The sequence below is a fragment of the Domibacillus sp. F004 genome (genome assembly GCF_057814295.1).
Genome location: NZ_JBVATB010000011.1, coordinates 1 through 24,285, shown reverse-complemented (window position 1 = coordinate 24,285; position 24,285 = coordinate 1). Strand labels below are relative to the sequence as shown.

At 37.6% G+C, this 24,285-nt stretch carries 19 protein-coding genes and 1 rRNA gene; all 20 read left to right on the top strand.

Going from position 1 to position 24,285, the window contains the following annotated elements; all coding sequences use genetic code 11:
• Nucleotides 1-664: 664 nt before the first annotated feature.
• On the top strand, nucleotides 665-1,240 hold the full coding sequence (locus ACZYRN_RS18090; RefSeq protein WP_488912999.1) for a DeoR family transcriptional regulator: 576 nt from the start codon (nucleotides 665-667) through the stop codon (nucleotides 1,238-1,240).
• A 384-nt stretch (nucleotides 1,241-1,624) separates the two neighbouring features.
• Nucleotides 1,625-3,562 (top strand): primary-amine oxidase, encoded by a 1,938-nt coding sequence (locus ACZYRN_RS18085; protein WP_488912998.1) that lies wholly within the window; start codon nucleotides 1,625-1,627, stop codon nucleotides 3,560-3,562.
• A gap of 124 nt (nucleotides 3,563-3,686) precedes the next feature.
• Nucleotides 3,687-4,259: a hypothetical protein gene (locus tag ACZYRN_RS18080; protein WP_488912997.1), complete on the top strand. Its 573-nt coding sequence runs from the start codon at nucleotides 3,687-3,689 to the stop codon at nucleotides 4,257-4,259.
• A gap of 20 nt (nucleotides 4,260-4,279) precedes the next feature.
• On the top strand, nucleotides 4,280-5,872 hold the full coding sequence (locus ACZYRN_RS18075; RefSeq protein ID WP_488912996.1) for a trimethylamine N-oxide permease: 1,593 nt from the start codon (nucleotides 4,280-4,282) through the stop codon (nucleotides 5,870-5,872).
• 211 nt (nucleotides 5,873-6,083) lie between these two features.
• The gene (gene eat / locus ACZYRN_RS18070; RefSeq protein WP_488912995.1) at nucleotides 6,084-7,457 is read left to right on the top strand and encodes an ethanolamine permease; all 1,374 of its coding nucleotides are present in this window, start codon (nucleotides 6,084-6,086) and stop codon (nucleotides 7,455-7,457) included.
• 467 nt (nucleotides 7,458-7,924) lie between these two features.
• Entirely contained in the window at nucleotides 7,925-9,385 is a 1,461-nt protein-coding gene (gene katA, locus ACZYRN_RS18065) for a catalase KatA (RefSeq protein WP_488912994.1), read from the top strand.
• Nucleotides 9,386-9,507: 122 nt separating this feature from the next.
• Nucleotides 9,508-9,957, top strand: a complete 450-nt coding sequence (locus ACZYRN_RS18060; protein ID WP_488912993.1) for a Fur family transcriptional regulator — start codon at nucleotides 9,508-9,510, stop codon at nucleotides 9,955-9,957.
• 303 nt (nucleotides 9,958-10,260) lie between these two features.
• Nucleotides 10,261-10,635 (top strand): winged helix-turn-helix transcriptional regulator, encoded by a 375-nt coding sequence (locus tag ACZYRN_RS18055; RefSeq protein WP_488912992.1) that lies wholly within the window; start codon nucleotides 10,261-10,263, stop codon nucleotides 10,633-10,635.
• A 255-nt stretch (nucleotides 10,636-10,890) separates the two neighbouring features.
• Nucleotides 10,891-11,529, top strand: coding sequence for a 3-hexulose-6-phosphate synthase (gene hxlA / locus ACZYRN_RS18050; protein ID WP_488912991.1), 639 nt, complete (start codon nucleotides 10,891-10,893; stop codon nucleotides 11,527-11,529).
• A gap of 4 nt (nucleotides 11,530-11,533) precedes the next feature.
• Nucleotides 11,534-12,091, top strand: a complete 558-nt coding sequence (gene hxlB / locus ACZYRN_RS18045; RefSeq protein ID WP_488912990.1) for a 6-phospho-3-hexuloisomerase — start codon at nucleotides 11,534-11,536, stop codon at nucleotides 12,089-12,091.
• 184 nt (nucleotides 12,092-12,275) lie between these two features.
• Nucleotides 12,276-13,028, top strand: coding sequence for an IclR family transcriptional regulator (locus tag ACZYRN_RS18040; protein WP_488912989.1), 753 nt, complete (start codon nucleotides 12,276-12,278; stop codon nucleotides 13,026-13,028).
• 134 nt (nucleotides 13,029-13,162) lie between these two features.
• Nucleotides 13,163-13,564 carry a hypothetical protein gene (locus ACZYRN_RS18035; RefSeq protein ID WP_488912988.1) on the top strand — a complete coding sequence of 134 codons (402 nt, stop codon included), beginning with the start codon at nucleotides 13,163-13,165 and terminating at the stop codon, nucleotides 13,562-13,564.
• A 437-nt stretch (nucleotides 13,565-14,001) separates the two neighbouring features.
• Nucleotides 14,002-15,021 carry an ABC transporter substrate-binding protein gene (locus ACZYRN_RS18030; RefSeq protein WP_488912987.1) on the top strand — a complete coding sequence of 340 codons (1,020 nt, stop codon included), beginning with the start codon at nucleotides 14,002-14,004 and terminating at the stop codon, nucleotides 15,019-15,021.
• Nucleotides 15,022-15,227: 206 nt separating this feature from the next.
• Nucleotides 15,228-17,420, top strand: coding sequence for a BglG family transcription antiterminator (locus tag ACZYRN_RS18025; RefSeq protein WP_488912986.1), 2,193 nt, complete (start codon nucleotides 15,228-15,230; stop codon nucleotides 17,418-17,420).
• Between the two features lie 257 nt (nucleotides 17,421-17,677).
• Nucleotides 17,678-19,114, top strand: coding sequence for a PTS transporter subunit EIIC (locus ACZYRN_RS18020; RefSeq protein WP_488912985.1), 1,437 nt, complete (start codon nucleotides 17,678-17,680; stop codon nucleotides 19,112-19,114).
• A 248-nt stretch (nucleotides 19,115-19,362) separates the two neighbouring features.
• Nucleotides 19,363-19,794, top strand: a complete 432-nt coding sequence (locus ACZYRN_RS18015; protein ID WP_488913025.1) for a cupin domain-containing protein — start codon at nucleotides 19,363-19,365, stop codon at nucleotides 19,792-19,794.
• 319 nt (nucleotides 19,795-20,113) lie between these two features.
• Nucleotides 20,114-20,872: a hypothetical protein gene (locus ACZYRN_RS18010; protein ID WP_488912984.1), complete on the top strand. Its 759-nt coding sequence runs from the start codon at nucleotides 20,114-20,116 to the stop codon at nucleotides 20,870-20,872.
• A 220-nt stretch (nucleotides 20,873-21,092) separates the two neighbouring features.
• Nucleotides 21,093-22,499: a purine-cytosine permease family protein gene (locus tag ACZYRN_RS18005; protein WP_488912983.1), complete on the top strand. Its 1,407-nt coding sequence runs from the start codon at nucleotides 21,093-21,095 to the stop codon at nucleotides 22,497-22,499.
• Nucleotides 22,500-23,041: 542 nt separating this feature from the next.
• The gene (locus ACZYRN_RS18000; protein ID WP_488912982.1) at nucleotides 23,042-23,593 is read left to right on the top strand and encodes a recombinase family protein; all 552 of its coding nucleotides are present in this window, start codon (nucleotides 23,042-23,044) and stop codon (nucleotides 23,591-23,593) included.
• 582 nt (nucleotides 23,594-24,175) lie between these two features.
• Nucleotides 24,176-24,285: ribosomal RNA gene (locus tag ACZYRN_RS17995) — 16S ribosomal RNA — on the top strand; the annotation flags it as partial.

Sequence of the window (24,285 nt, the reverse complement as noted above, 5' to 3'; positions counted from 1 at the left end):
GTTTCTGGATTTATGAACCATTTAGGCAAAGTGAACGATACTGTAGGGATGTTCTCTCCATAATACGTGATAGTTTTATACATTATAACAAACCGCTAAACCAATGGCCGCAATTACTATCACTAATATTTTTTGAATGTGATAGTTTGAACCGAAACTGTGATCATAAAGCGTTTTGAATCCTTGATATACCTGCGTTTTTATCCTTCTAAACAATTAAAACAATGTAAAACATGTAAACATTAACAAACAAGAAATTGTTTGATTACCAAATTAGATAAACTTATCCATTTTATATATGCTTTAAGAGACATATATGAACCGGAATTGTGATAAATGAGAGTGAGAAGGAAGGTGGGTGGCTAATTCTTGATAAAAAGATGAACCGAAACTGTGATAATTAGGTGGATGCTGCTTCATGTTCTTTTGTTATTTGGGTAATCTGGTTGTTTCTATATTCGAGTACAAGAACGAGTAATACAATTGATTCTTGTAGAAATGTTAAAGTTCAACATTTCTTTCCGTTTTATACAATGCCTTATATACAGATTTAGCTATTCTACATATAGAACAATAAACCTTTAATCTATTTGATTTATATATGAAATTGTTGATTTACAACATGGATATCAATTATTTTTAAAAATAAGAACGGAGGAATAAAATGTTGCCCTTAGAACGAAAGCAACAAATTTTAACTTGGTTAGAAGAAGAAGAGACGTTACGAATTTCTGAGATCAGTAAACGATTAGATGTGTCTGTTATGACGGTTTATCGCGACTTAAAGCCATTAATTGAAGAACAAAAAGTGTTGAAAACGTCAAATGGTGTTACGTATACTTCGGAAAATACCGTTGTATCTAAAAATTGTTCGTACTGTAATAAGCCTTCAAACACTAGATTTTCTGTCCAGCTCATTAAATTAAATAATAGAGTAGAACATACTTGTTGTGCTCACTGTGCGCTGCTTCGATATCAAGATATAGAACAAAAAGTCTCTCAAATTATTTGTTATGACTTTTTAAAAGAGACAACCATCAGCGCCAAGATAGCGACATTCTTATTTAATTCAGATTTACAACTTAATCACTGTCAGCCGCAAGTGCTTATTTTTGAATCTATGAAACAAGCAAAGCAATTCCAATTAGGTTTTGGCGGAGACATTTATCAATTTGATGGGGCAGTTGATAAAGTGAATGAAGTGATGAAAGGCAAAGGTTGTAATCAATCAATTAGCTAGAAAAATGGTAGTTACGAACAGAATGGTGAGAACATATGCATGCTGCGAGTAGGAACATTTATGATTAAAGCCCTCTTGTTGGAAGAGTAGTTCTGTAAAGATCAAATCAATAAAAGAATGGCTCATGCAAAAAAATAGCAAACTATTTGGAAAAAATTGAAGAATCGACCATTAAAATCTCATAAAAAGTCAGAATAGTTCCGATTTTTACAATTAATGAAATAAAGACTTAGATAATATTTAGTTAAATCAACGGTTCCTCACTAAACGAGTTAACAAAGGGTAATTTCAGCAGGGGGCTGGAGATTAACGAATCATTGGGGATTAATAAATTAGTTATAGTATGTATGAAGAGCTACCAATAGATAAAAGGGAGGATATTACATGAGCACTCAAGAAACATTGAAGCAAGTAGGCCATCCATTAGAGCCACTTACAGCAGATGAAATTACGAAAGCGGTTGCAATTGCAAGAAAAGAAAGAGGACTAACGGATAAAGCTCGATTTGAGCAAGTTGGTTTGCATGAGCCTGAAAAATCAGTTGTGTTAAATTTCAAAGAAGGCGACGCAGTTGTACGTGAAGCTTTTATGATCGTTTTGGATACAGCAGATAGCCAAACGTATGAGGGTGTTATCTCTCTTACAGATGAAAAAGTTATTTCATGGACACATGTTCCAGGCGTTCAACCTTCATTCCTTTTTGAAGAGTATTCTGAACTTGAAGAAACAGTGAAAAACCATCCTGACTTCCATGCAGCGCTTGCAAAACGTGGCATTACAGATCCAAGTCTTGTTATGGTAGACCCTTGGTCTGTTGGTAACTTTGGTATCAAAGAAGACGAAGGAAAACGTCTAGCAAAAGCATTGTGTTTTGTTAGAAAATTTGAAGGCGATAATGCTTATGCATATCCTCTTTCAGGTCTACTACCTGTCGTTGATTTAAGCACAATGGAAATTGTACGTATTGAAGACTACGGAGTAAGACCGATTGCGCCAACACCTGCACCATATAAACCGGAGCAATCTGATGCGATCCAAGTACGCACAGATTTAAAACCATTAGAAATTACACAACCAGAAGGCCCAAGCTATGAAATTAATGGACATAACATTAAATGGCAAAAATGGGACATTCGAATTGGTTATACAGCACGGGAAGGTCTTGTTCTTAACACAGTAGATTACCATGATAAAGGAGAAAAACGCTCGATCCTATATCGTGCAGCTTTATCTGAAATGGTAGTTCCTTACGGAGATACAGATCCGGCTCATGACTGGCAATGTGCGTTTGATGCTGGTGAATACGGAATTGGCCAATTAGCGAACTCATTGGAACGCGGTTGTGACTGTGTCGGTCATATCGACTACTTCGATGCTGTTATGGCAACAGGTAATGGTGATATTCATAGAATTAAAAATGCGATTTGTCTTCATGAAGAAGATTACGGAATTGCATGGAAACATACAGATTGGAGAACAGATGAGGTAGAAGTACGCCGTTCACGCCGTTTAGTTGTTTCATTCTTCACGACAGTAGCGAACTATGACTACGGATTCTTCTGGTACTTCTATACAGATGGTAAAATTGAACATGAAGCAAAATTAACAGGTATCTTGAATGTTGGTGTCCTTGAAGAAGGCGAAAAACCGAAGTATGGCTCATTGGTTGCACCACAAATCAGTGCACCGATTCACCAACATATCTTTAACTACCGTATTGATGTAAATATCGATGGACCACAAAACTCTGTTCAAGAATTGAACACAGTAGCGTCGAAACCTGATTTTGCAACAAATAAACAATTAAATGCGTTCGGTGTGGAAACAACAACATTCCAAACAGAACTAGAAGCTCAACGTAACATGAATCAAGAAACAGCAAGAGCATGGAAGATCATTAACCCTAACAAGAAAAACTTTGTAGGTGAGCCAGTAGGTTTTGAACTTGTACCTGGTGAAAATGCAAGAATTTTCTTACATGATGAATCAAGTATCGTGAAACGTGCAGGATTTATTAAAAATCATTTACACGTGACGAAATTTGATCGTGATCAAATGTATGCTTCTGGTAAATACCCGAACCAAGGGGAATGGAACGGAAGCACGCTTAATAATTGGGTAAAAGAGAACCGCAATATTGAAAATGAAGATATTGTTGTTTGGTACAATATGGCTGTTCATCACGTTGTACGTCCGGAAGATTGGCCAGTAATGCCAACTCACTATATCGGATTCATGTTGAAACCGCATGGTTTCTATGATGGAAACCCAGCATTGGATCTTCCACGTCCAGCAGCAATCAAAGGCGCTAGCTGCCACTAATAACTATAAAGTTGTTTGAAAAGGGAATTGATTACAATTCCCTTTTCACCTTCTTATATACAGGGAAAATATGTTACTGTACAGAAAATGAACTGACATGTTACTATACGGGAAGTGAACAAACATGTTGTTAACTATTAGCACTCTCATAGTCTTACTCTATACAAGTGTTTGTGTAATAAAAATACATCAAGTACGAAAACATTTAGAAAACATGACAGGCATGATGATCGTCATGGTATTGTGTATGGGGAGCAGTCTAACTATCGGATTAATTGTCGGAATTTTCTATAAAAGTGATTTAGCTCACTCTACTATGGTTGCTATGACATTTAGCCTGATTATTGGATATCTAGCAGGAAGGCCTATCAGTCTATTAGCTATTGGAGAAGGTGTCGCTGGAGGAATAATGGGTGGAATGATGGGTGCAATGCTTGGAGATATGCTACCGCTAGGCAATTATACAGCAATGCTCATTTATATGGATGCCCTCTTTATTTTAAGTATTTTGTTCATCGTGGCAATGATGAATGTGGAATTAAAGAAAGATCAAGAAAACCTTACATTTAAACCAAGAACTTATCCGTGGATTATTACGACCATTATTTCAGCCATTTTAATTTTTGCTTTTTCTAATATGGAAGCGGATACAATTGAATCTCATCAAGACCAACTAGATGAACATGAACACCATTAATGATTTAAGGGGGAAATTCTATGGGTGTACGAAAAGAGGGTGAAGTAATGGAAAATACAGGCTCACCAACCGTATTGAAAAAGGAAATGACTTGGAAAGATGCCTTTTGGCTTGCTAGTGGTGTACCAGCCTTAGTATTGTTTTCAATTGGCGCCATTGCAGCTACGGTAGGAAATCTTTCTTGGTTAGTTTGGACAGTATCGATTCTGATTGGCTTAACTCAGGCTTTCCTATTTGCTGAAATTGCAGGTATGTATCCGAACAAATCTGGTGGAGCATCCGTATATGGCGCGATGGCGTGGGTGAAATATTCGAAAGTATTATCTGCCATCTCCATTTGGAGTAACTGGATTGCTTGGACACCGGTATTAGCGCTAGGAACAAAATTAGCTTCAGGATTTGTCTTAACCACATTTTTCCCAACTGCGGCCATTACTACTTGGGGATTCACACTACTGGATTTAGGTTTTATTCGTCCAGATCTGACTGTTCGTTTTGATTTTGCTTTTGTTTTAGCTCTTGCTTTCCTTTTTATTGTTTATGCGATCCAAAACTTAGGTGCTGTAAATGCTGCACGTATCCAAAGAATTATTGCAGTAGTCGCTCTTATCCCTTTACTTATCGTGGGGCTCGTACCGTTATTTACTCAAGGTATTAATGTGGAAAATATCATTCCTAGCCTTCCGACTGGTGTTTCTTGGGATGAAGCAGGATGGACACTATTATTTGGGGGCTTGTTTTTAGCTGCTTGGTCTACTTATGCTTTTGAAACGTCAATTTGTTATACGAGTGAGTTTAAAGATCCTAAGAAAGACACTGTTAAAGCAATTATGTTTTCAGGTTTATTATGTTTAGTTGTTTTCACCATTGTTCCATTCTCTTTTCAAAATGCTTTAGGACTTGCAGGATTACTTGATCCTGATATTGCAAGTGGAATGGGAGTCGGTACGGCGATGGCTCAAATGGTAGGCGGTGGTGTTGTAGTAGGAACGATTATTGTCCTATTGCTTATCCTGTCTACGATCTTGTCTATCATGACTTCTATGGGTGGTTCATCCCGTACTTTATATCAAGGGTCTGTGGATGGATGGCTTCCAAAATTCATGTCTAGTGTTAATAAAAACGGAGCGCCTAGTGGAGCAATGTGGACGAACTTGGTCTTCAATATCGTCTTGCTTTCATTGTCTGACTACACATTTATTCTTGCAATTTCAAATGTAAACTATATCATATTGAACTTTTTCAATTTAAGTTCTGGATGGATCCACCGGATGGACCGTCCAAACTGGCCACGACCATTTAAAGTGCCAGGCTGGCTTATAGGCGTAAATGCAGTATTAGCTTTTGTAAATGTTGCCTTCTTAGGACTGGGTGCTATCGTTTGGGGACCAGGCACGCTTATATCCGGTTTAGTCGTTTCCCTATTTATTATTCCTGTGTTTCTTTACAGACATTATGTCACTGATAAAGGACAATTTCCGGAGAATGCTGCGGGCGATGAACTAGATGTGACACATTATAAAAAGAAAGCCGGTATTTTGCCTTATGTAGCTGTGGCTGTCGCAATCGGCATTATCATTGTTACCAGTCAAATGGCTGTTTTTAATCCGTAATAGAATGTTTTCATCGTGGTCATTGCATATGTGATGTCTGTAATTGGTGGTAATGTTGTTAAGAAATTCGACATTGTTGAAAAGCAATGTAAGTAGAGCATTTTATAGGGGTTCTTAATTTTAGTAATTAAGAATCCCTATTTTATAAAATAAAGGGTTGGATAATTTATGCAGTCGATTTGAAAATTTAAGGGGAAAAGGGGTTTTTTGAGTGAGTACCGAAAATTTAGAGTTGAAAAAAGTGTTGACACCAGTCCATTTATGGGGCTTAGGAGTAGGGATCGTTATTTCAGGCTCTTATTTTGGATGGAACTATGGGCTTGCTGAATCAGGCTTTGTCGGAATGTTAATCGCTACTGCTATTATCGGTATTTTGTATATGACATTATGTTTTTCGCTGGCAGAATTAGCGACGATTATGCCCCATGCAGGCGGTGGTTACGCTTTTGCAAGGAGAGCGATGGGCCCGTTAGGAGGCTATCTTACAGGTGTAGGTGTTGCACTAGAATTCGCGGTAGGAACAGCCGTTTTTACGTCAGGTGCAGGTTATTATGTTAATTTCCTTATACCGGCAATCAATCCTATTGTCGCTGCAGCCGTGCTATACGTCTTTTTCTTTGCTCTTCACATTTTAGGTGTTAAAGAATTTGCAACGGTTGAAATGGCCCTTGTCACTATCGCTGTTGCGATGTTAATTGTCTTTGCTATTTATGGGATCCCACATGTTCAAACAGAAAATTTGTTTGGCGGCGGAAGTCTTATTCCAGGAGGAATTGGCGGCGTTTGGGCAGCTCTTCCTTACGCAATGTGGCTATACATTTGCATGGAAATGTTACCGATGTTAGCAGAAGAATGCCGTAATCCGGTTAAGGATTTACCTAGAGGAATTATGGCAGCTATTATTACGCTTATCATTCTTGCTTTCCTTGTCGTTACAGTTACTGTCGGTCTTGGAGGAGCTGCAGGTACGTCTCCAGAGGCAAACCCTCTCTCTTACGCTATTTCTACTGGTATTAGTGAAAATTTATGGTTAGTTGATGGACTGGCTATCGTTGGATTGTTCGGGATGCTTTCAAGTTTGGCAGGCGCGATTTTAGCTTATTCTCGCCAAGTTTTCTCTTTGTCAAGATCAGGCTATTTACCTAGCTTCTTGTCTCGTTTGCATAAAACACGCCGTACACCATATATGGCGGTTGTTGTTCCAGGAGTGTTAGGTTTCATCTTTGTTCTAATGTTTGATCCAAATAAATTAATTCTAATCGCGACGTTTGGGGCATTGGTTTCTTACATTATGATGAATATTTCACTCATCATGCTACGTAAGAAAGAACCTAATCTTGCCCGTCCTTATAAAGCACCATTTTATCCGGTAGCACCTATCGTCTGTATTATTCTTAGTGTACTCGCTTTGTTTTCATCCATGTTCAGTGACATCAGATTCTTCTTCATTAACATAGCCATTTTTGCTGTAGCAATTGGTTATTACTACGTATGGGCAAGACATCGTATCAACGCAGATGCACCAGAAGAACAATTTGCTAATATGACACAAGAAGAAATGGAAAAAGAGAATATATCTGTATAACTAGTCTATATAAAAAATCAATAGTATTTAATTTTAAATACTATTGATTTTTTTATGATGACTATTATTAATAGCTACATTTGGGCATTGGTTTCTTACAATATGATGAATATTTCTCTTGTTTTTGATTCTAGCATTCTTAAATGACATTTACTCGCTCTAGTTCCTTAAGTTTTGTCGAATATCGAATGCGACAAAACTGGTTCTAACACGAAATGCTGAGTAAAAAAGAACCTAATCTTGCACGCCCTTATAAAACACCATTTTATCCTGTAGCGATTGGTTATTACTACATCGTATCAACGCAGATGCACCAGAAGAAATGAAGAAAGAGAATATATCTGTATAACTAATCTATATAAAGAATCAATAGTATTTAATATTAAATACTATTGATTTTTTTATGATAACTGTTAAAATTAATGGTAGTCTAAAAATTACGATAATTCTGCGATGAGGTGAATCTATTGAGTACGAATAATAACAAACTTACAACCAATTGGGGTGCTCCAGTTGGAGATAATCAAAATTCTATGACAGCTGGTTCGCGCGGACCTACTTTGATTCAAGATGTACATCTTATAGAAAAATTGGCGCACTTCAATAGAGAACGTGTTCCTGAACGTGTTGTACATGCAAAAGGTGCAGGTGCTCATGGTTATTTCGAAGTAACAAATGATCTTACAAAATACACAAAAGCAGCCTTTTTATCAGAAGTTGGAAAACGCACACCTATGTTTATCCGTTTCTCAACAGTAGCAGGTGAACTTGGCTCTGCAGATACAGTACGTGATCCGCGTGGTTTTTCTGTTAAATTTTACACAGAAGAAGGAAACTACGATTTAGTTGGGAACAACACACCTGTATTCTTTATTCGTGATGCGATTAAATTCCCTGATTTCATTCATACACAAAAACGTCACCCGCAAACTCATTTAAAAAATCCAAATGCTGTATGGGACTTCTGGTCATTATCTCCTGAGTCTTTACATCAAGTAACCATTTTGATGTCTGATCGCGGTATTCCTGCTTCATTACGTACGATGCATGGATATGGAAGCCACACGTTTAAATGGGTAAATGAGAAAGGCGAAGGTGTTTGGGTAAAATACCACTTTAGAACAGAGCAAGGCGTCCAAAACCTTGACACGAAAGTAGCTGCACAACTTGCAGGCGAAAATCCAGATTATCATACAGAAGAATTGTTCCATGCTATTGAAAGTGGTAATTTCCCTTCATGGAAACTTTCTGTTCAAATTATGCCACTTGAAGATGCGAACACATACAAATGGGATCCGTTTGATGTGACAAAAGTATGGTCGCAAAAAGACTATCCACTAATCGAAGTAGGCCGGATGGTGCTTGACCGTAATCCTGAAAACTATTTTGCAGAAGTGGAACAAGCAACATTCTCACCTGGCACATTTGTACCGGGCGTCGAAGCATCTCCGGACAAAATGTTGCAAGGTCGTTTATTTGCTTACAATGATGCGCATCGCTACCGTGTAGGAGCAAACCATCAAGCATTGCCAATTAACCGACCGGTTAATGAAGTGAATAATAATCAACGTGATGGACAAATGCGCTTTGATAAAAATGGCGGCAGTTCTTCCGTATATTACGAACCAAATAGCTTAGGTGGTGCAACGGAATCACCTGCAGACAATGTAACACCATTTGAAGTGTCTGGTGAAGCTGGTACGCATGCTTACAGTCATGACGATCACTACACACAAGCAGGCGATCTATATCGTCTTATGAGTGAAGAGGAACGTGCTCGTTTAGTTGAGAATATTGCAGGGGCAATGGCGCCAGTGGAAAGCGATGAAATTAAACTTCGCCAAATTGGTCATTTCTATAAAGCAGATCCAGAATATGGTGAGCGTATTGCAAAGGCTCTTAATTTACAAGTTCCAGTTCAATCTTAAATTTGATTTTATGAAATAAAGCGATGGATAAAATTGAATAAAAAAATGAAAAGATCATCATTATGATGGTCTTTTCTACTCTATCATAATAATTTTAAAATAAGAGTAATGAGGTGTTGAAAATGACTCAACATCGTGTAAAGGAAGGTTTTGAGCTTTTAAAAAAAAACGGGTCAAGAATGACACCCCAACGAAAAGCAATTATGGAGTATTTAGCCAATACTAAAGCCCATCCAACAGCAGATGAAATATATAATTCAATAAAAGATCAGTTTCCAAACCTTCCACATACTACTGTATATAATAACTTAAAATGTTTGAAAAAATATGGAATTATTAATGAACTTACTTATGGACAATCTTCAAGTCGTTATGAATGGACGACAGCTTTTCATTACCATGTAGTCTGTGATTCTTGCGGACAGTTACGTGATTTTTACTATCCCAAGCTAGAAGAGGTAGAGCAGTATGCCCAGAAAAAGTCGCGATTCCATATAACACAACATTTATTTGAAATTCATGGAACTTGTTTGGACTGTAAAAATGAAAACGTTTCCTTTAAAGAAGGTTAGTGAACTTGATTCCTTTCATATCCCTAGCTGCACACCCTGTAAATTAATTACAACAGGGTGTTTGTTTAGGTTAGTTAGAGAATATCTATCGTTCTAATTGACAGAAAAGCAGTTGTATAGGTTTTATTTAGCTAATGAAGGGGATCAATTACCGCTTTCATAGCTGATTGAGCATCTTTTGTTTGATGAAAACCTATCCTTCATACAGTTATGAACAATTTGATTGTAAGGAAACATATTTTTATATATAGTGTAAAAACCATACTGTTATGTATGGTATATGCTTATAAGGAGGTATATTGAATGGGTCCTATTCGTGAAAAATCATTTAACTGTGAAAAAGAATTAACATTGTCCATTATTGGTGGTAAATGGAAGATGTTGATTATATGGCACTTGGGCAAAGAGGGAACAAAGAGATTTGGTGAATTGAAAGCGCTCATCCCTGCGATCACTCAAAGAATGCTTGTGAGCCAGCTTCGCGAGTTAGAAGAAGATCTGATCGTCTATCGGGAAGTGTATCCTGTTGTTCCGCCCAAAGTCGAATATTCACTTACGGAACGAGGAAATACGCTCATCCCTATTTTAGAGTCTATGTATATATGGGGGAAGGAATATACAGAAAGTATTATGGAACAAGAAACAGAAAAAGTGGCCGTGTTAAATAGAAAACAATAAAAATATTCTGCTCTATAGTCCTTTAGAATTTGTTGAAAGCAATGTCAACAAGGGATAGACCTCACGTATACACTATTTTTATAGGCTCACCGGTTTTAAATATAAAAGATATGTCAAATTTAATCCTTTTAGTATATTTTTCGACACTATATGATAATAAAGTGCGTACTTTGTTTTCTGAAAATTAGGATATATAATGTCTGTAGTACCAATCTAATAAAAAACTAACAAATTAATAGAAGGAGTGACATATCCATGAAATTACAATTAGCACTTGATCTTGTCAACATTCCAGAAGGTATCGCAGTCGTGAAAGAAGTAGAACAATTCGTTGATGTCGTTGAAATCGGCACACCTGTTATTATTAACGAAGGCCTTCGTGCAGTAAAAGAAATGAAAGAAGCATTCCCTAACTTAACAGTTCTTGCGGACTTGAAAGTAATGGATGCAGGCGGTTATGAAGTAATGGTAGCCTCTCAAGCAGGCGCAGGCATCGTAACGATTCTTGGCGCAACAGATGATGCAACAATCAAAGGTGCGGTAGAAGAAGCGAAAAAACACGGTTCTGAAATCTTGATCGACATGATCAACATTAAAGACCTTGCAAAACGTGCACAAGAAGTAGACGCACTTGGCGTAGATTACATCTGTGTACATACAGGTTACGATCTTCAAGCTGCAGGCGAAACACCGTTTGAACAACTTAAAACAATCAAAAGTGTCGTGAAAAACGCGAAAACAGCAGTAGCTGGCGGCATTAAATTGGAAACGCTTCCGGGTGTTATTGAAGCACAGCCGGATCTTGTCATCGTAGGCGGCGGTATCACAGGCGCAGACGACAAAAAAGCAGTTGCGGCAGAAATGCAACAACTTATCCAAAAAGCAACGGTATAATCCTATGCAAACGACGGAATATACTCAAATCGTTTTGCAGGAGCTGCAAAAAACAGCGGGCCTTATTAAGGATGAGAGTGCGGAACAGCTGGTCAATGGCATTTTAGACGCTAAAAAAGTGTTTGTCGCAGGAGCCGGCCGTTCCGGCTTTATGGCAAGATGCTTTGTTATGCGCATGATGCACATGGGCCTTGATCCGTATATCGTTGGGGAAACAGTGACACCGAACTTAGAGGAAGGTGATATCTTTATCATCGGCTCTGGATCTGGTGAAACGAAAAGCCTTGTGGCGATGGCGGAAAAAGCCAAGAGCATTGGTGCGACAGTGGCAGCGGTGACGATTTTTCCAAATTCGACAATTGGCAACTTGGCGGATATCGTGATTGAAATTCCTGGTCAGGCGAAGTCTGGTGCCGATACAGGAAACAAAACGATTCAGCCAATGGGCTCTTTGTTTGAGCAAAGTCTGTTATTGTTTTATGATTCCATCATTCTTCGTTTCATGGAGAAAAAAGGCATGGATTCAGATAAAATGTACGGACGCCACGCGAATTTAGAGTAGCATGAAGGAAAGTTATTAGTAGACCGATACCCGTTATTAGTAGACCGATACCCTTTTAAGTAATGTGGAAAAGCTAGATAGCTAGTGAAAACACATTAGATGAGGCCATTCAGTCATCCATTTTGAAAGCATTCTTTACAATCAAGACAAAACTTATAAATATCTTAGATCAAGGAGAAATGGTATGTCGGAGGTTATTCGGAAGTCTGTTGCGTTACTCACTACCATTGTGCCAACTGAGGATAAAGAGGAGTGGAGTGCGACGGAAGTAAGCCGCCAACTTGATATCCCTATTCAAACGGTGCATAGATTGCTATCAAGTCTTGCTGAATATGGTTTTGTATTTAAGAATAATGAAACCAAAAAGTTTCGTTTAGGTTTAACTTTGATGCAATTAGGTCTCTCGATCCGGGATAATTTATCAGTTCGAAACAGTGCACTTCCGACTATGGAAAAATTGGTGAAGAAAACCGGAGAATCCGTGTACTTAACTGTTCCTGAAGGTAGTGAAGGGGTTCTTGTTGACTGTCTTAATAAGGCTATGCTTTCAAAAGAGACTGATATGATCGGTATGAGAACGCCATTGTGTGTTGGTGCATCTAATAAAGTTATTTTGTCTCATTTAAGCAGAGATACAAAACAGCATATTATACAGACACTTGTTGAGCAAGGTGAAATAAGTGATGTAAATAAACTGGAAAAGGAATTAAAACGGATTGCGAAGTGGAAGATTGCCAGCTCTTTTGGAGATACAATCAAAGGAACTGGTAGTATAGCTGCCCCCATTTTTTCATGGGAGGGTAAAGTAGTTGCATCCATCAGCATCGTTTTTTCGGAAACAAAATTCAAAGATCATCATGTTAAATACATGATGAGTGAAGTGAAGAAAGCTGCAGGGGTCATATCTGAAGAATTAGGATGGTTAAAATCTAGCTGAATTTTAATTATTGGATTTATAGAAGCCAAATCATTAAGTTTTCCTGTTTTTCTTGATAAGAAATAGCACGTTTTCAAAATCTAGTACAACTCATAGAAAATAAATAAAAAACTATGTAAATAGGAGTGTCAAACATGACTAAAGTATTGAGCCAAACACCAGGAATCCAAATCTTTAAAGCAGCAGATTTAGACAAAACGTTTCCAAAACTAGATGTAGGTACAATCCTTGGCCAACCAGGAGTAAACAGCAAAATCGTTGATGTACCAGTAACGGAAACATCAAATCCACTTACAATCGGCTTCTTTTCAATGCAGCCAGGAGAATCATTTGATTTCTTATATGATGTGGTAGAATACAAAGTTGTAACAAAAGGAAAATTTGTCATCCGTGACAAAGAAGGCAATCGTTACGAAGCAGAAGCAGGAGACGTCATCCTGTTCTCACCAGACTTCCCAGTTGTGTTTGATGGTGAAAGTGATGGAGAAGCGATCTATTCGAAACATGCGGCTGCTCTTCCAGCGTTTATGAAATAAAATTATAGAGAGAACATTTAGGCAGTTTGTGTCCGATTTTCATAGGGCACGGACTGTCTAATTTTTTTGAAAAGCTTAAGGATATAGAAGTGAACATAGCACTTTAAATGAATCTAGACAACTTGAAATTATATATTGGGTTATATTTCAAAATTTTTCATCCTCTTCACATTCTATTTGTTGGTTTTATTTGTGATATTATCATTTTTATTAGTTACTTCGAATGTTTGTTTGCTATTCTTCTTTCTTCATCCTGTAGATGATTTAATGCTGTAAAGAACAGGCCAATAGGCTATATGTGTGTATAGATATAGATCCTCTATCTCCAGCATTACGATTCAAAAAAATCCATTTAGGATAATTACTTTCTCTTCGTCCATTGCATTGAATGACAGCGCTATCATAAAATAGAAGAATGAAGAAGGAGAGATGTTTCAATGAAACAGCTTTTTAGCTTGATTTTCGCAATGATTCTTATTCCATTGTTCGTTCTGATAGGTTGCAGCAATTCTAGCGGTACTGTAGTACCACCTACTAGAGCGATAGGAACAATTAAGTTTGCGGATGCAGGTTGGGATAGTATTAGAGTACACAACGAGATTGCAAGAATTATTATTGAAAATGGCTATGGTTATAAAACAGAATTAATTCCGGGATCTGAAACAGCTTCACTTTATGCGATAAGTACGGGAAGTATGGATGTTTTTATGGAGATTTGGGCGGGAAGCTTCCCGATAGAATATAAATCTGCCATTGAAAATGGTGATATTATAGAAGCATCTGTAAACTCAGAAAGTACGCGGCAAGGCCTTTATGTTCCAGCCTATGTTATTGAAGGGGACCCCGAGCGTGGTATTGAACCGATGGCCCCTAATTTGAAATCGATTCATGATTTACCTGAGTATTGGGAAATTTTCAAAGATCCGGATGATCCAAATAAAGGACGTATTTATGGGGCGAATCCAGAATGGAATGCTAATAAAGTTTTTCGAGAAAAAATGAAAAACTATGGGTTATACAAAACATTCAATTATTCTGAATCAGTTACTCAGACAGCATTAAATAAAACATTCATTAATGCTTATGAGAAGGGTGAGCCATGGGTGGGCTACATATGGACACCGACATGGACTGCCGGATTGTATGATATTACCGAACTGAAAGATGCGCCATACAATGAAAAAGATTGGTTAAATGGGTACCGTACAGAGTTCCCTTCACAAAGATTAACGATTGCTGTTCACAACAAGCTGCCAGAACAAGTACCAGAAGTTTTTGCGTTTTTAAGCAACTATTCTATAAGCAGTGCCATTACCACTGACTTTTTAGCTTACATGAAGAAACATGATACAACTACACATGAGGCAGCTGTATGGTTTTTAAGGGAATATGAAGAGGTATGGACAACTTGGGTTCCCGATAATGTAAGTAAAAAAGTGAAAGCTAAGCTTCAATAAAACATCAATAAGGTTGTTTTATGCAATAAATTTTGGAATTTACTGTTGTCTCACAAGTAAAGGTAAACTATTAAGGGACTAAGGGAAAGTCCTTTTTATCGTTAATATCTAATTTTGATAGTCAATGCATTAGGAAGTCACTCTTTTGGCTGCCAGCGGATAGCCTTCTATAAATAGAATGATTATATTGGAGGGAGATAAACAAAGTGAAACAACAATTTCCTATTTTAGATTCTCGTCAAAAAGAGCTGTTAAGGACGCTGCTAATAGCTAACAAACCTATTACTTATAAAGAGTTATCTGAAATGTTTAAATTAAGTACAAGAACCATTCAGAGAGAAATGAAAGCGCTCAAATCCATCTTAGATGCCTATGATTTAAAAGTAGGGAAACAAATTGGAGACGGTTTTAAATTGAATGGATCAGAGGAAGGGAAGAAAAAGTTAAAAGAACATATAGAACAGGCAAAAACATTTTCCGCATACTCTCCAGAAGAACGACAGGATGGGATTACGTATGATTTATTGATTTCTAAAGAACCAATTAAGCAATTTGTGTTTAGTAAAAAGTACGGGATTACGGAAGGGACCGTTAGCTCTGATTTGGACAAGGTAAGTACTTGGCTTGAAAAGGGAGGGATTACACTTATTCGAACGCCGGGAATTGGCGTATATATCGATGGGCAGGAAAAGCAGCGGAGGACGATGTTATCCAGGTTGCTTCACAAGGATATAATGTTTGAGGAATGGATTGAGCTTTTCCACAAAAAGACAGAAATGGAGGAGGGAGAAGTGCAAGATCAGTTAGGCATGATGATTCGAAATCGTTTACTCAAGTTTGTTCAAATTCATAACATCCTAGATGTTGAGCGTGTTGTACACCAAGTCTTAAAAGAGCAAACCGATATCGAATTAACGGACCGAAACTATGTAAATTTAATTGTTCATCTAATGCTTGCAGTCGAGAGAATAAAAAGTGGAGAGATTATTCAAACATCCAATGTATCTAATGTATCTCAAGATTATGGATTTGATCATTTAACCTATTCACTTGCGGAAAAAATTGTTGAACGACTTGAAACCGTTCTTTCCATTTCAATCCCTAAAATTGAAGTAAATTATATTGCCCTACATTTATCAGGGGCCCGTCTGTCTAACAGAAAGGAAATGGACAACTATGAAAGGGATGAATTTACTTGGATTGAATTGACACAAAGCTTTATTCGTGCAATGGAATACTATCTAGATGAATCGTTCGAAGGGGATGAACTTCTTTTTGAAGGGTTAGTTTCCCACTTTGCTCCAGCTTTCACCCGTTTAAAATATGGGCTTCAAATACACAATCCGATGCTCGAAAAAATTAAAGCAAGGTATCCGGAAACCTTTTCTGCTTGTAAGAAAGCGAGTGAGCTTTTAGCAAATAGAACAGGCAGTCCTATTCCAGACGATGAGGTCGGCTATTTAGCGATGCATATCGGAGCTGCGCTTATTCGGAAGAAAGATACGTTAAAAAGCGAGTATAAAGCCATTGTTGTATGTTCTAGTGGACTTGGAACATCAACATATCTAGCTTCAAGGCTACGTACTGAAATGCCGAATCTGAAAGTAGAAGCAGTTGTCTCGATGAATGAGCTTGAAGGAGGTCTGCAGGAAAAAGGGGAAGTGGATATTTTGATCTCGACAATAAATCTTCCTTTTGTGAAAAATAAAAATGTTGTCATTGTAAGCCCGTTTCTCAAACAAGAAGATCTATCAAGAATTCAAAATGCCCTTTTCAAAGTGAATAAATCAAAGCCAATTCAAAAGAGTGTACAAAATACTAACGGGAAATCATCTTCCGTCATGTCCCTTGCAAAATATGGGGAAGGGATGATTCAAATTTTGCGTAATCTCAAAGTCTATAATGACGTTTATGTACGAACTCCTGTTACGATACCTAGCATTCTTAGTGGGATTAAAGATATTGAGGAAGTAAGTGATTTTGAGAAGCTTTCCAAAGATCTTGAAGAACGTGAGCAGCAAGGAGGGTTTGTAATAGATGATTTAGCGATGGTTCACGCTAAGTCAGAAGGAGTAAATAACTTGCTTGTTGTCGTTTTTCGAATGAAGGAACCTATGTTATGGCCTTTTGCTGATGAGGAAGAACAACCGTTTATTAATACGATACTCTTATTGGCGACACCTAAGGAGGCGCCAAAAGAGCACATAGAAATGATAAGTGAAATCAGTTCTATGTTAATAGAAGAATCGTTTGTTCACGTATTAATAGAATCTACAGCTGATGTCGTGAAAAGTTCATTGGAAGCTGTATTATCGAACGCCTATGAAAAGAAAGCAGCGCGATCCTTAAAGGAGATTCAGGGAAGTTCAACTCCCCGCCATTTAAAATCGAATGAATAGTAAAGCGGAGGCTTGTGACTTCTCGATAGTATGAACGCTTTTGGCACCTATCTAAGGCTGTCAACAAACAAAGGAGTACCCTTACTGACCTAATGGTTTACATCAGTCATTCAACGGTTTTCTCCTCTGCCCATTCTATGACGGAAAGGAGGAAGTGCAGAAGATATATTGGCTAGCGAAAGCGCCATTCCTCCTCTGCTTAACACAGGGCGTTGCCTGTGATGTGTTTGAAGCAGAGGTCTTCCTGCGCGAAAATAATGAAGAAACTAGGCCAATTGTTGAGCGCCATCGTTTACCAAAATATTGCGGTCATTATAGTCGCAGGAATCATTCAAGGAGTCTTTGGGGTTTATGGGTGGTGGTATAATGACAGAATTTTACTCTTGTTGAATCCTATTAATAACATTCTTTTGCCTATCTTATTAGGTTATACAGGCGGGCGATTAATAGGGGGACAGCGGGGAGCTGTTGTAGCTTCCGTTGTGACATATGGGTTAATACTATCAAGTTCTACTCCGGCCATCTTAGGGGCCATGATTATCGGACCTTTAACAGGTTGGCTGATAAAAAAGCTTGATCATATTGTAAAAAAGAAATTACCCGGTGTTGGATATGAATTGCTCATTAATAATGTCTTAGCTGCGATGATTGCTACTGTGCTCACGATTTTATGTTTTTTTTATGTTGGACAAACATTTTCTGCTGTCGTGGAGTGGCTCACAAAGCTATTAGAAATCATTATTTACTCAGGTTGGCTCCCGCTAACGGCCACAATCATTGAACCCGCAAAAGTACTATTTTTAAATAATATTATCAATTTTGGTGTATTAGGATCCCTTGGGGTTCAGCAAGCAGAGGAACTTGGTAAATCTATTTTTTTCGTGTTAGGAGCAAACCCAGGTCCAGGACTAGGTATTCTTCTCGCTTGTTGGTTGAAAATGGGGATTGAACAAAGGAAGGGTGCAAAACTAGCTATTTTTATCCATTTTTTTGGTGGTGTACAGGAAGTTTATTTCCCTTATGTTTTAATGAATCCACTTTTAATTATTCCACTTATTGTAGGTGGCATGGTTGGGGTGTTTACATTCCAAATGTTTGATGTCGGTCTTGTCGCTATTCCATCGCCAGCCAGCATCTTCTTGTTTATCGGTTTGGCGCCAAAAGAGGATATGCTCTTCATCATTTTAGGTATATTGCTTTCAGCCATTGCCACCTTTTTTTGCAGTATGCTTCTTTTAAAACGAGTGCCGGATTCTCCTCTTTTACAGGAAAATAGTCAATATGTACAATTTCAACGTGTAGAGAAAGATGAAAAACCATTCAAAAAAGAGGTGATGGATAAAGTGACTGATCCTTCTATGAACAAAGAAAGAGGAGAGACGGAAATTATTTCAGCATTTTCCAACATAGATAAGATTGAAAACATCTTTTTTATTTGTGAAGCAGGAATGGGGTCAAGTGCAATGGGAGCTGCGATGTTAAAAAAGAAGCTCAAACAAGCAAATTTGACTATAGAAGTTGGAAATGCCTCTATTAGCGATATTCCTGAATATGCAGACCTCATTGTTTGCCACCAGAAGTTCCTTTCTGTCGTACAAAAAATGGTACCTAATAAAGCCTGCTATCCCCTCAGATCTTTCACAGATATGGAAGGTTATGATGAGCTGGTGGAGCATATAAACCATATTGTATGATAGCCGATATCCAAAATGAGTTAAATTCGGACATACGTTATTTAGAAACAGCATGGTCTAATATAAGTTAAAAAGTAATACAGGTGCTATTTTCTAAGTATACCCTTTTGTCTTCGCATTAGAATCAGCACCATCACCAGTTTTGTCGCACGGCGAATGCGACAAAACTTAAGGAACTGGGGCAAGTAAACGTCTTTTAATAATGCTAGAATCAAATTAGATAAAAGATTCAGATAAAACTAATAAAAATTATTGGAGTGAAGAAAATGAGCAGAGCAGCAACTAAAGACAATTATACGTACTTAAGTCAAAAACCAGGTTTGCAATTAATTAAAGTTGGAAATTATGACATGAAAGAATTGAATACGATATTAGGTATTCCAGAAGTGAGAAGCCAGATCCTTGATGTTCCAGTTACTGCAAACGACAATGCAGCAACACTAGGATTATATGCAATGCAAGAAGCTGAAAAAGGCTTTGATTTTAAATATGATTTCTTAGAAATTAAAACAGTTGTTACTGGGAAATTTGTTTTAAGCGATGACCAAGGAAATAGTTTTACAGCAGAAGCAGGAGATGTTGTAATCATCAACCCTGGCACAACGGTTACTTTCCACGGTGAGAGCGATGGTACAGCAGTTTATGTGGCACATAGATTGCCAGAACCTACATTTGCATAATTAATAGTTTAACATGGTTTAAAAGTCAAATCATAGATGTTCCCGTTTGCACAAATGAAAGCGCTGTGCAAACGGGTTACTTCTCTCTTTAAAAGTCGGAAAACTTTGAATATGGTTACAAGAAATCATTCAATCAATTATCAAACCTCAAAAGAAAACGCTTCCTATATATATGGTGAAGTGAATCTAAGCCACATTTAGTGCAGCAAATAATTTATAAACTAAAGACATGAAGCCATATTACCTTCCCTATCTAAAAATAGAGATACTTCATTTATGTGTTCATATTATTCATTAAAACGAAAGGGGTTATCAAATAATGCATACGGTCAATGCGATGAGTTATCAAGATTTTGATTTTGAGCTGAATGGTCAGAAAGCACTGTTAGAAGATATTTTTCCTGGATTTAACGAATACGATCGGATTGGGGTCGTGGTAAGAGAAACAGGCGGCGGAATGGGTGCAAGCGCCTTATTAATGTCAGCGCTTACAAGATTTTATGACTTTTTTCGCCCGAATCTTGGCCCCGAGCCAGGTCAGCAGTTTATTTATCCAGAATTCTTTGTCTTTCATGTTGGCAAAAAACATATGACGCATTATTGGATGGACATTTGGCCGCCGCATAAAGAAGTGTTGATAGCAGAAGATGATCCGGAACAAATTTTGGAAGCGATTAACGATCGGGGCATTACCCGTCTGCTCGTTGAAGACATTGCCCCTTCGCACCCTATTTTTTTAAGAGAAACGTTAAACGCTGCTAAACATCGTATTGTCAGTGCTTTGGCTTATTCTCCGACCGGCCGTGTCGAAGATAGTGATGTGAAGATCACAAGTTGTGAAGCAGCCGAAAAAAATGTTCTGGACACTCTCAAGATGTCAGAAGAACTCCCTAAAGAAGTACGGAATCAGCTGCAGGAAAGACGCGAATCTCTTAAAGTGAACGGTCGTGTTACGGAAACATACCGCCAAATTGGTGTTGTAGAGGCTTTGCATATGCTTACGGAGAACACTGAACCAGGCGAAACGACACGAAGCTACTTTGCTTTGCTTGAGATGGAAGAAGAAATGGAAGTGTAATTTGCCGGTCTTATCTTCAAATGAAGAGGATGAAATCAATCAATGCACGTAGAGATCAGTACACTTTTATCCGTTATTTTTATCTGAAGATTATGAATATTAAAATAATTTAAAGCTAAAAATGATGGGGCTTTCTCACCATCAATATTGAAAATATAAACTTAAGTCAAATAAAAGATGCCACTTTTGTTGCTTAAGACATGACAAGGAGATGAATAACATGGCTGGAGTTCAAATCAATCAAGATGGTCTCAGTGAAAAAGATTTAATGAAAGATGATTATTCTTTAAGTAAAGTACCTCCTGAAAAAAGAAATATGGGCTTACTAAGCGTTGCAAACATTGCTTTGGGTATATCTACTGCCATTTTCTTTTTTCAAATGGGAAGCGTTATGGCCATCCAATTTGGTGCAATGAACGCGTTAGTATCAGGAATTTATGCAGCAGTTGTTGCCGGAATAATCAGTACAATTATTATTTATTTATCCGCAAAAACAGGAATGAATGTAAACTTATTATCTAGGGGCGGCGGATTTGGCTTTATTGGCGCTTCGTTAACTTCCCTTATTTATGCGTCAAACTTCATTATGTATTGTGCATTTGAAGGGATTCTTATGGTCTATGCCGTGAATGAGTTTTTACCGTTCATTCCAATGTGGGCGTTAATCATTTTCTTTGGATCCGTTGTTATTCCGTTAAACTGGTTTGGGATTAAGCAATTGGACAAAATACAAAAATGGACATTGCCTATATTTATTATTATGTTGGTGATTGCTCTAGTCGTATCTTTCATCAAAACGCCAGCGTACGCAGGGAACTTTTTAAGCTTTATGCCAGAAGGTGTTCAATTTGGCGGGACGGCTCTTCTTCTTTGCATAGGTATGCAAAATGGATTGTTAGGTTTGATGGCATTGCTCGCATCAGATTACGCGAGATTTCTTAAAAAAGAGGACGTTAAAGTTGGGAAGTATATTATCGGATTTTTCCCACAAATCCTTTGTTTCTTCATCATGGGGCTTATAGGGATATGGTTTGGTGTTCGCATGAACGAAGGGAATCCAGGAGTTTATATGGTTCAACTACTAGGCGTCGGTGGTGTGTTCTTTACGATTCTAACACAGGTTCGTATCAATATTACAAACTTATATAGTGGTTCATTGTCTCTGTCAAACTTTTTTGAGAATGTTTTTAAATTTAAACCAGGAAGACCGTTTTGGGTTGTTGTATCAGGTGTAACGTCCATCGCTTTAATGCTAGGCGGAATATTAGATCATTTAAGTGGTGTGCTGATCGCACAAGGGATCTTTCTTATGGCATGGGCCGCCATCTTAATCAGTGATGCGTTCGTTGTTAAAAAACTATTAAAGATCGGTCCTACTTATTATGAATACCGACAATCGAATTTGTACGGATGGAATCCGGTAGGCGTTGTCGCTTTCATCGTAGCCAGTGTATTAGGTTCCGTTGCGGGATTCGGATACATGGGTGCATTTTTAGAAAATACATCTGCATTCTTCTCCTTTATCATAGCGTTTGTGGTTACAATTATTATGGCTGTGGCAACAAAAGGGAAATATTATGTTAGAGAAGAAGCGAAAGATGTTCCGGCTGAAGAATATATTGCTTAAGTAAATAAAATTCATCAACATAGGAAAAGGCCGTCTTAAGAGAGGAATCTCTTAAGGCGGCTTTTGTTATTAATGGAATATCGGGAGCTATTATTGTCCATATGCTTCTTCATCTTACATGGTATCCAATTCAATATTCTTATAAGTATTCAACTGAAAGAGTGTAACCTATTATTGGAAAAGCAAAATTTTTCAATCGTTTTGAATTAATTTCGATGGTTAATTTACACTTGAAGTTTTCAAATAACGGTTGCGATTATGGAAGATTCGGATTCCGAACGATTTCTTGAAATAAAGCATCAGTAAAGGTATACACTTTACTTTCACGGATCTTTTTTATTTGTTCGATTTTAGATTGTACATTGCTTTCTCTGTTCCGAAACTCGTCCTTTTCTGAACACGCCTTTTGGTCTGTTCAAAAGGACATTTCTTTATAGAAAGTCTGTAATAAAACCCTGTTCACTATTCTGTGTTCAAAAACCAATTAATTTTTAACTTATGTTACAATGAATGTAAAGAAAAAAGACAGAAAGAGTGATTTGGTGTTAATTGGTTATGCGCGCGTTTCAACAGGCTTACAAAATTTGGATTTACAAATGGATGCTCTAACAAAACATGGCTGTGAAAAGATCTTCCGTGATAAAATAAGTGGCACGAAAAGAGAACGCCCTGGTTTGGAGGAAGCATTGGAGTATGCACGTGAAGGAGATACGATTGTTGTTTGGCGATTGGATCGGCTTGGACGCAACATGCAGGATTTGATTCAGATTGTGAACACACTGAATGAGCGTGGGGTTGCCTTTCATAGCTTGCAAGAAAATGTAACCATGGATAAAAGCAACGCAACAGGCCAATTGATGTTTCATCTGTTTGCAGCCTTCGCTGAATTTGAGCGTAATTTAATCGAGGAACGTTCTGCTGCAGGACGAGCAGCAGCAAGAGCACGTGGTCGTTTGGGTGGTCGCCCCGAGAAGTTTGGCGGAAAAGATATTGAAATGATGAAATCACTGATTGAAAGTGGCACACCCATTAAGGATGTGGCAGAAAAATGGGGCGTGTCTCGCACGACGATTTATCGTTATTTAGAAAAATAGTGAATCGAAGGGTTGATGTCTGTGGGAAATGAACCATCTTCTTTAACAGCATATATAATAGAAGAAACACGTTAAAAAAGGAGCATTTGCTAAATAAGTAGATGCTCTATCTTTCATAAAACATGTATTTTATATGATATAAAAATGGATTCATTTCATGATGTTGAAGGGCAAGTGAAGGTGAGAAGAAAATAAAAAAAGTTTTTATTGATTTTTCATCTTAAAAAGTGTTACAATTATTTTTGTCGCTTATTAGACATCTTCATATATTTTTTGAATAAAGTATAAACTATTGGTAAATAATACTTTTTTCAAATACTATTGACTTCGTCACTTGAAAGATGTTATATTGTTTATCCGCTGATAAGTAACAGCGATATTTACTCTACTAGATAAAGTGTTTAAACGATAAATACTTTTGAAGAATAGTAATTTTTAAAAAGTTATTGACTTTTAAAACACGAAATGATATGATTAATTAGCTGTCGTAATGACGGTTAAGGAAATTGATCTTTGAAAACTGAACAAAATAAACGCCAACGTTAATTTTTAACATGTTTTATTTATGAGCAAGTCAAACACTTTTTGGAGAGTTTGATCCTGGCTCAGGACGAACGCTGGCGGCGTGCCTAATACATGCAAGTCGAGCGGACTTGACAGAGCTTGCTCTGTTCAAGTTAGCGGCGGACGGG

Coding starts and splice junctions, on each gene's coding strand:
- ACZYRN_RS18090 (WP_488912999.1), top strand. CDS start 665: ATGTTGCCCTTAGAACGAAAGCAACAAATTTTAACTTGGTTAGAAGAA.
- ACZYRN_RS18085 (WP_488912998.1), top strand. CDS start 1,625: ATGAGCACTCAAGAAACATTGAAGCAAGTAGGCCATCCATTAGAGCCA.
- ACZYRN_RS18080 (WP_488912997.1), top strand. CDS start 3,687: ATGTTGTTAACTATTAGCACTCTCATAGTCTTACTCTATACAAGTGTT.
- ACZYRN_RS18075 (WP_488912996.1), top strand. CDS start 4,280: ATGGGTGTACGAAAAGAGGGTGAAGTAATGGAAAATACAGGCTCACCA.
- ACZYRN_RS18060 (WP_488912993.1), top strand. CDS start 9,508: ATGACTCAACATCGTGTAAAGGAAGGTTTTGAGCTTTTAAAAAAAAAC.
- ACZYRN_RS18055 (WP_488912992.1), top strand. CDS start 10,261: ATGGGTCCTATTCGTGAAAAATCATTTAACTGTGAAAAAGAATTAACA.
- hxlA (WP_488912991.1), top strand. CDS start 10,891: ATGAAATTACAATTAGCACTTGATCTTGTCAACATTCCAGAAGGTATC.
- hxlB (WP_488912990.1), top strand. CDS start 11,534: ATGCAAACGACGGAATATACTCAAATCGTTTTGCAGGAGCTGCAAAAA.
- ACZYRN_RS18040 (WP_488912989.1), top strand. CDS start 12,276: ATGTCGGAGGTTATTCGGAAGTCTGTTGCGTTACTCACTACCATTGTG.
- ACZYRN_RS18035 (WP_488912988.1), top strand. CDS start 13,163: ATGACTAAAGTATTGAGCCAAACACCAGGAATCCAAATCTTTAAAGCA.
- ACZYRN_RS18030 (WP_488912987.1), top strand. CDS start 14,002: ATGAAACAGCTTTTTAGCTTGATTTTCGCAATGATTCTTATTCCATTG.
- ACZYRN_RS18020 (WP_488912985.1), top strand. CDS start 17,678: ATGAAGAAACTAGGCCAATTGTTGAGCGCCATCGTTTACCAAAATATT.
- ACZYRN_RS18010 (WP_488912984.1), top strand. CDS start 20,114: ATGCATACGGTCAATGCGATGAGTTATCAAGATTTTGATTTTGAGCTG.
- ACZYRN_RS18005 (WP_488912983.1), top strand. CDS start 21,093: ATGGCTGGAGTTCAAATCAATCAAGATGGTCTCAGTGAAAAAGATTTA.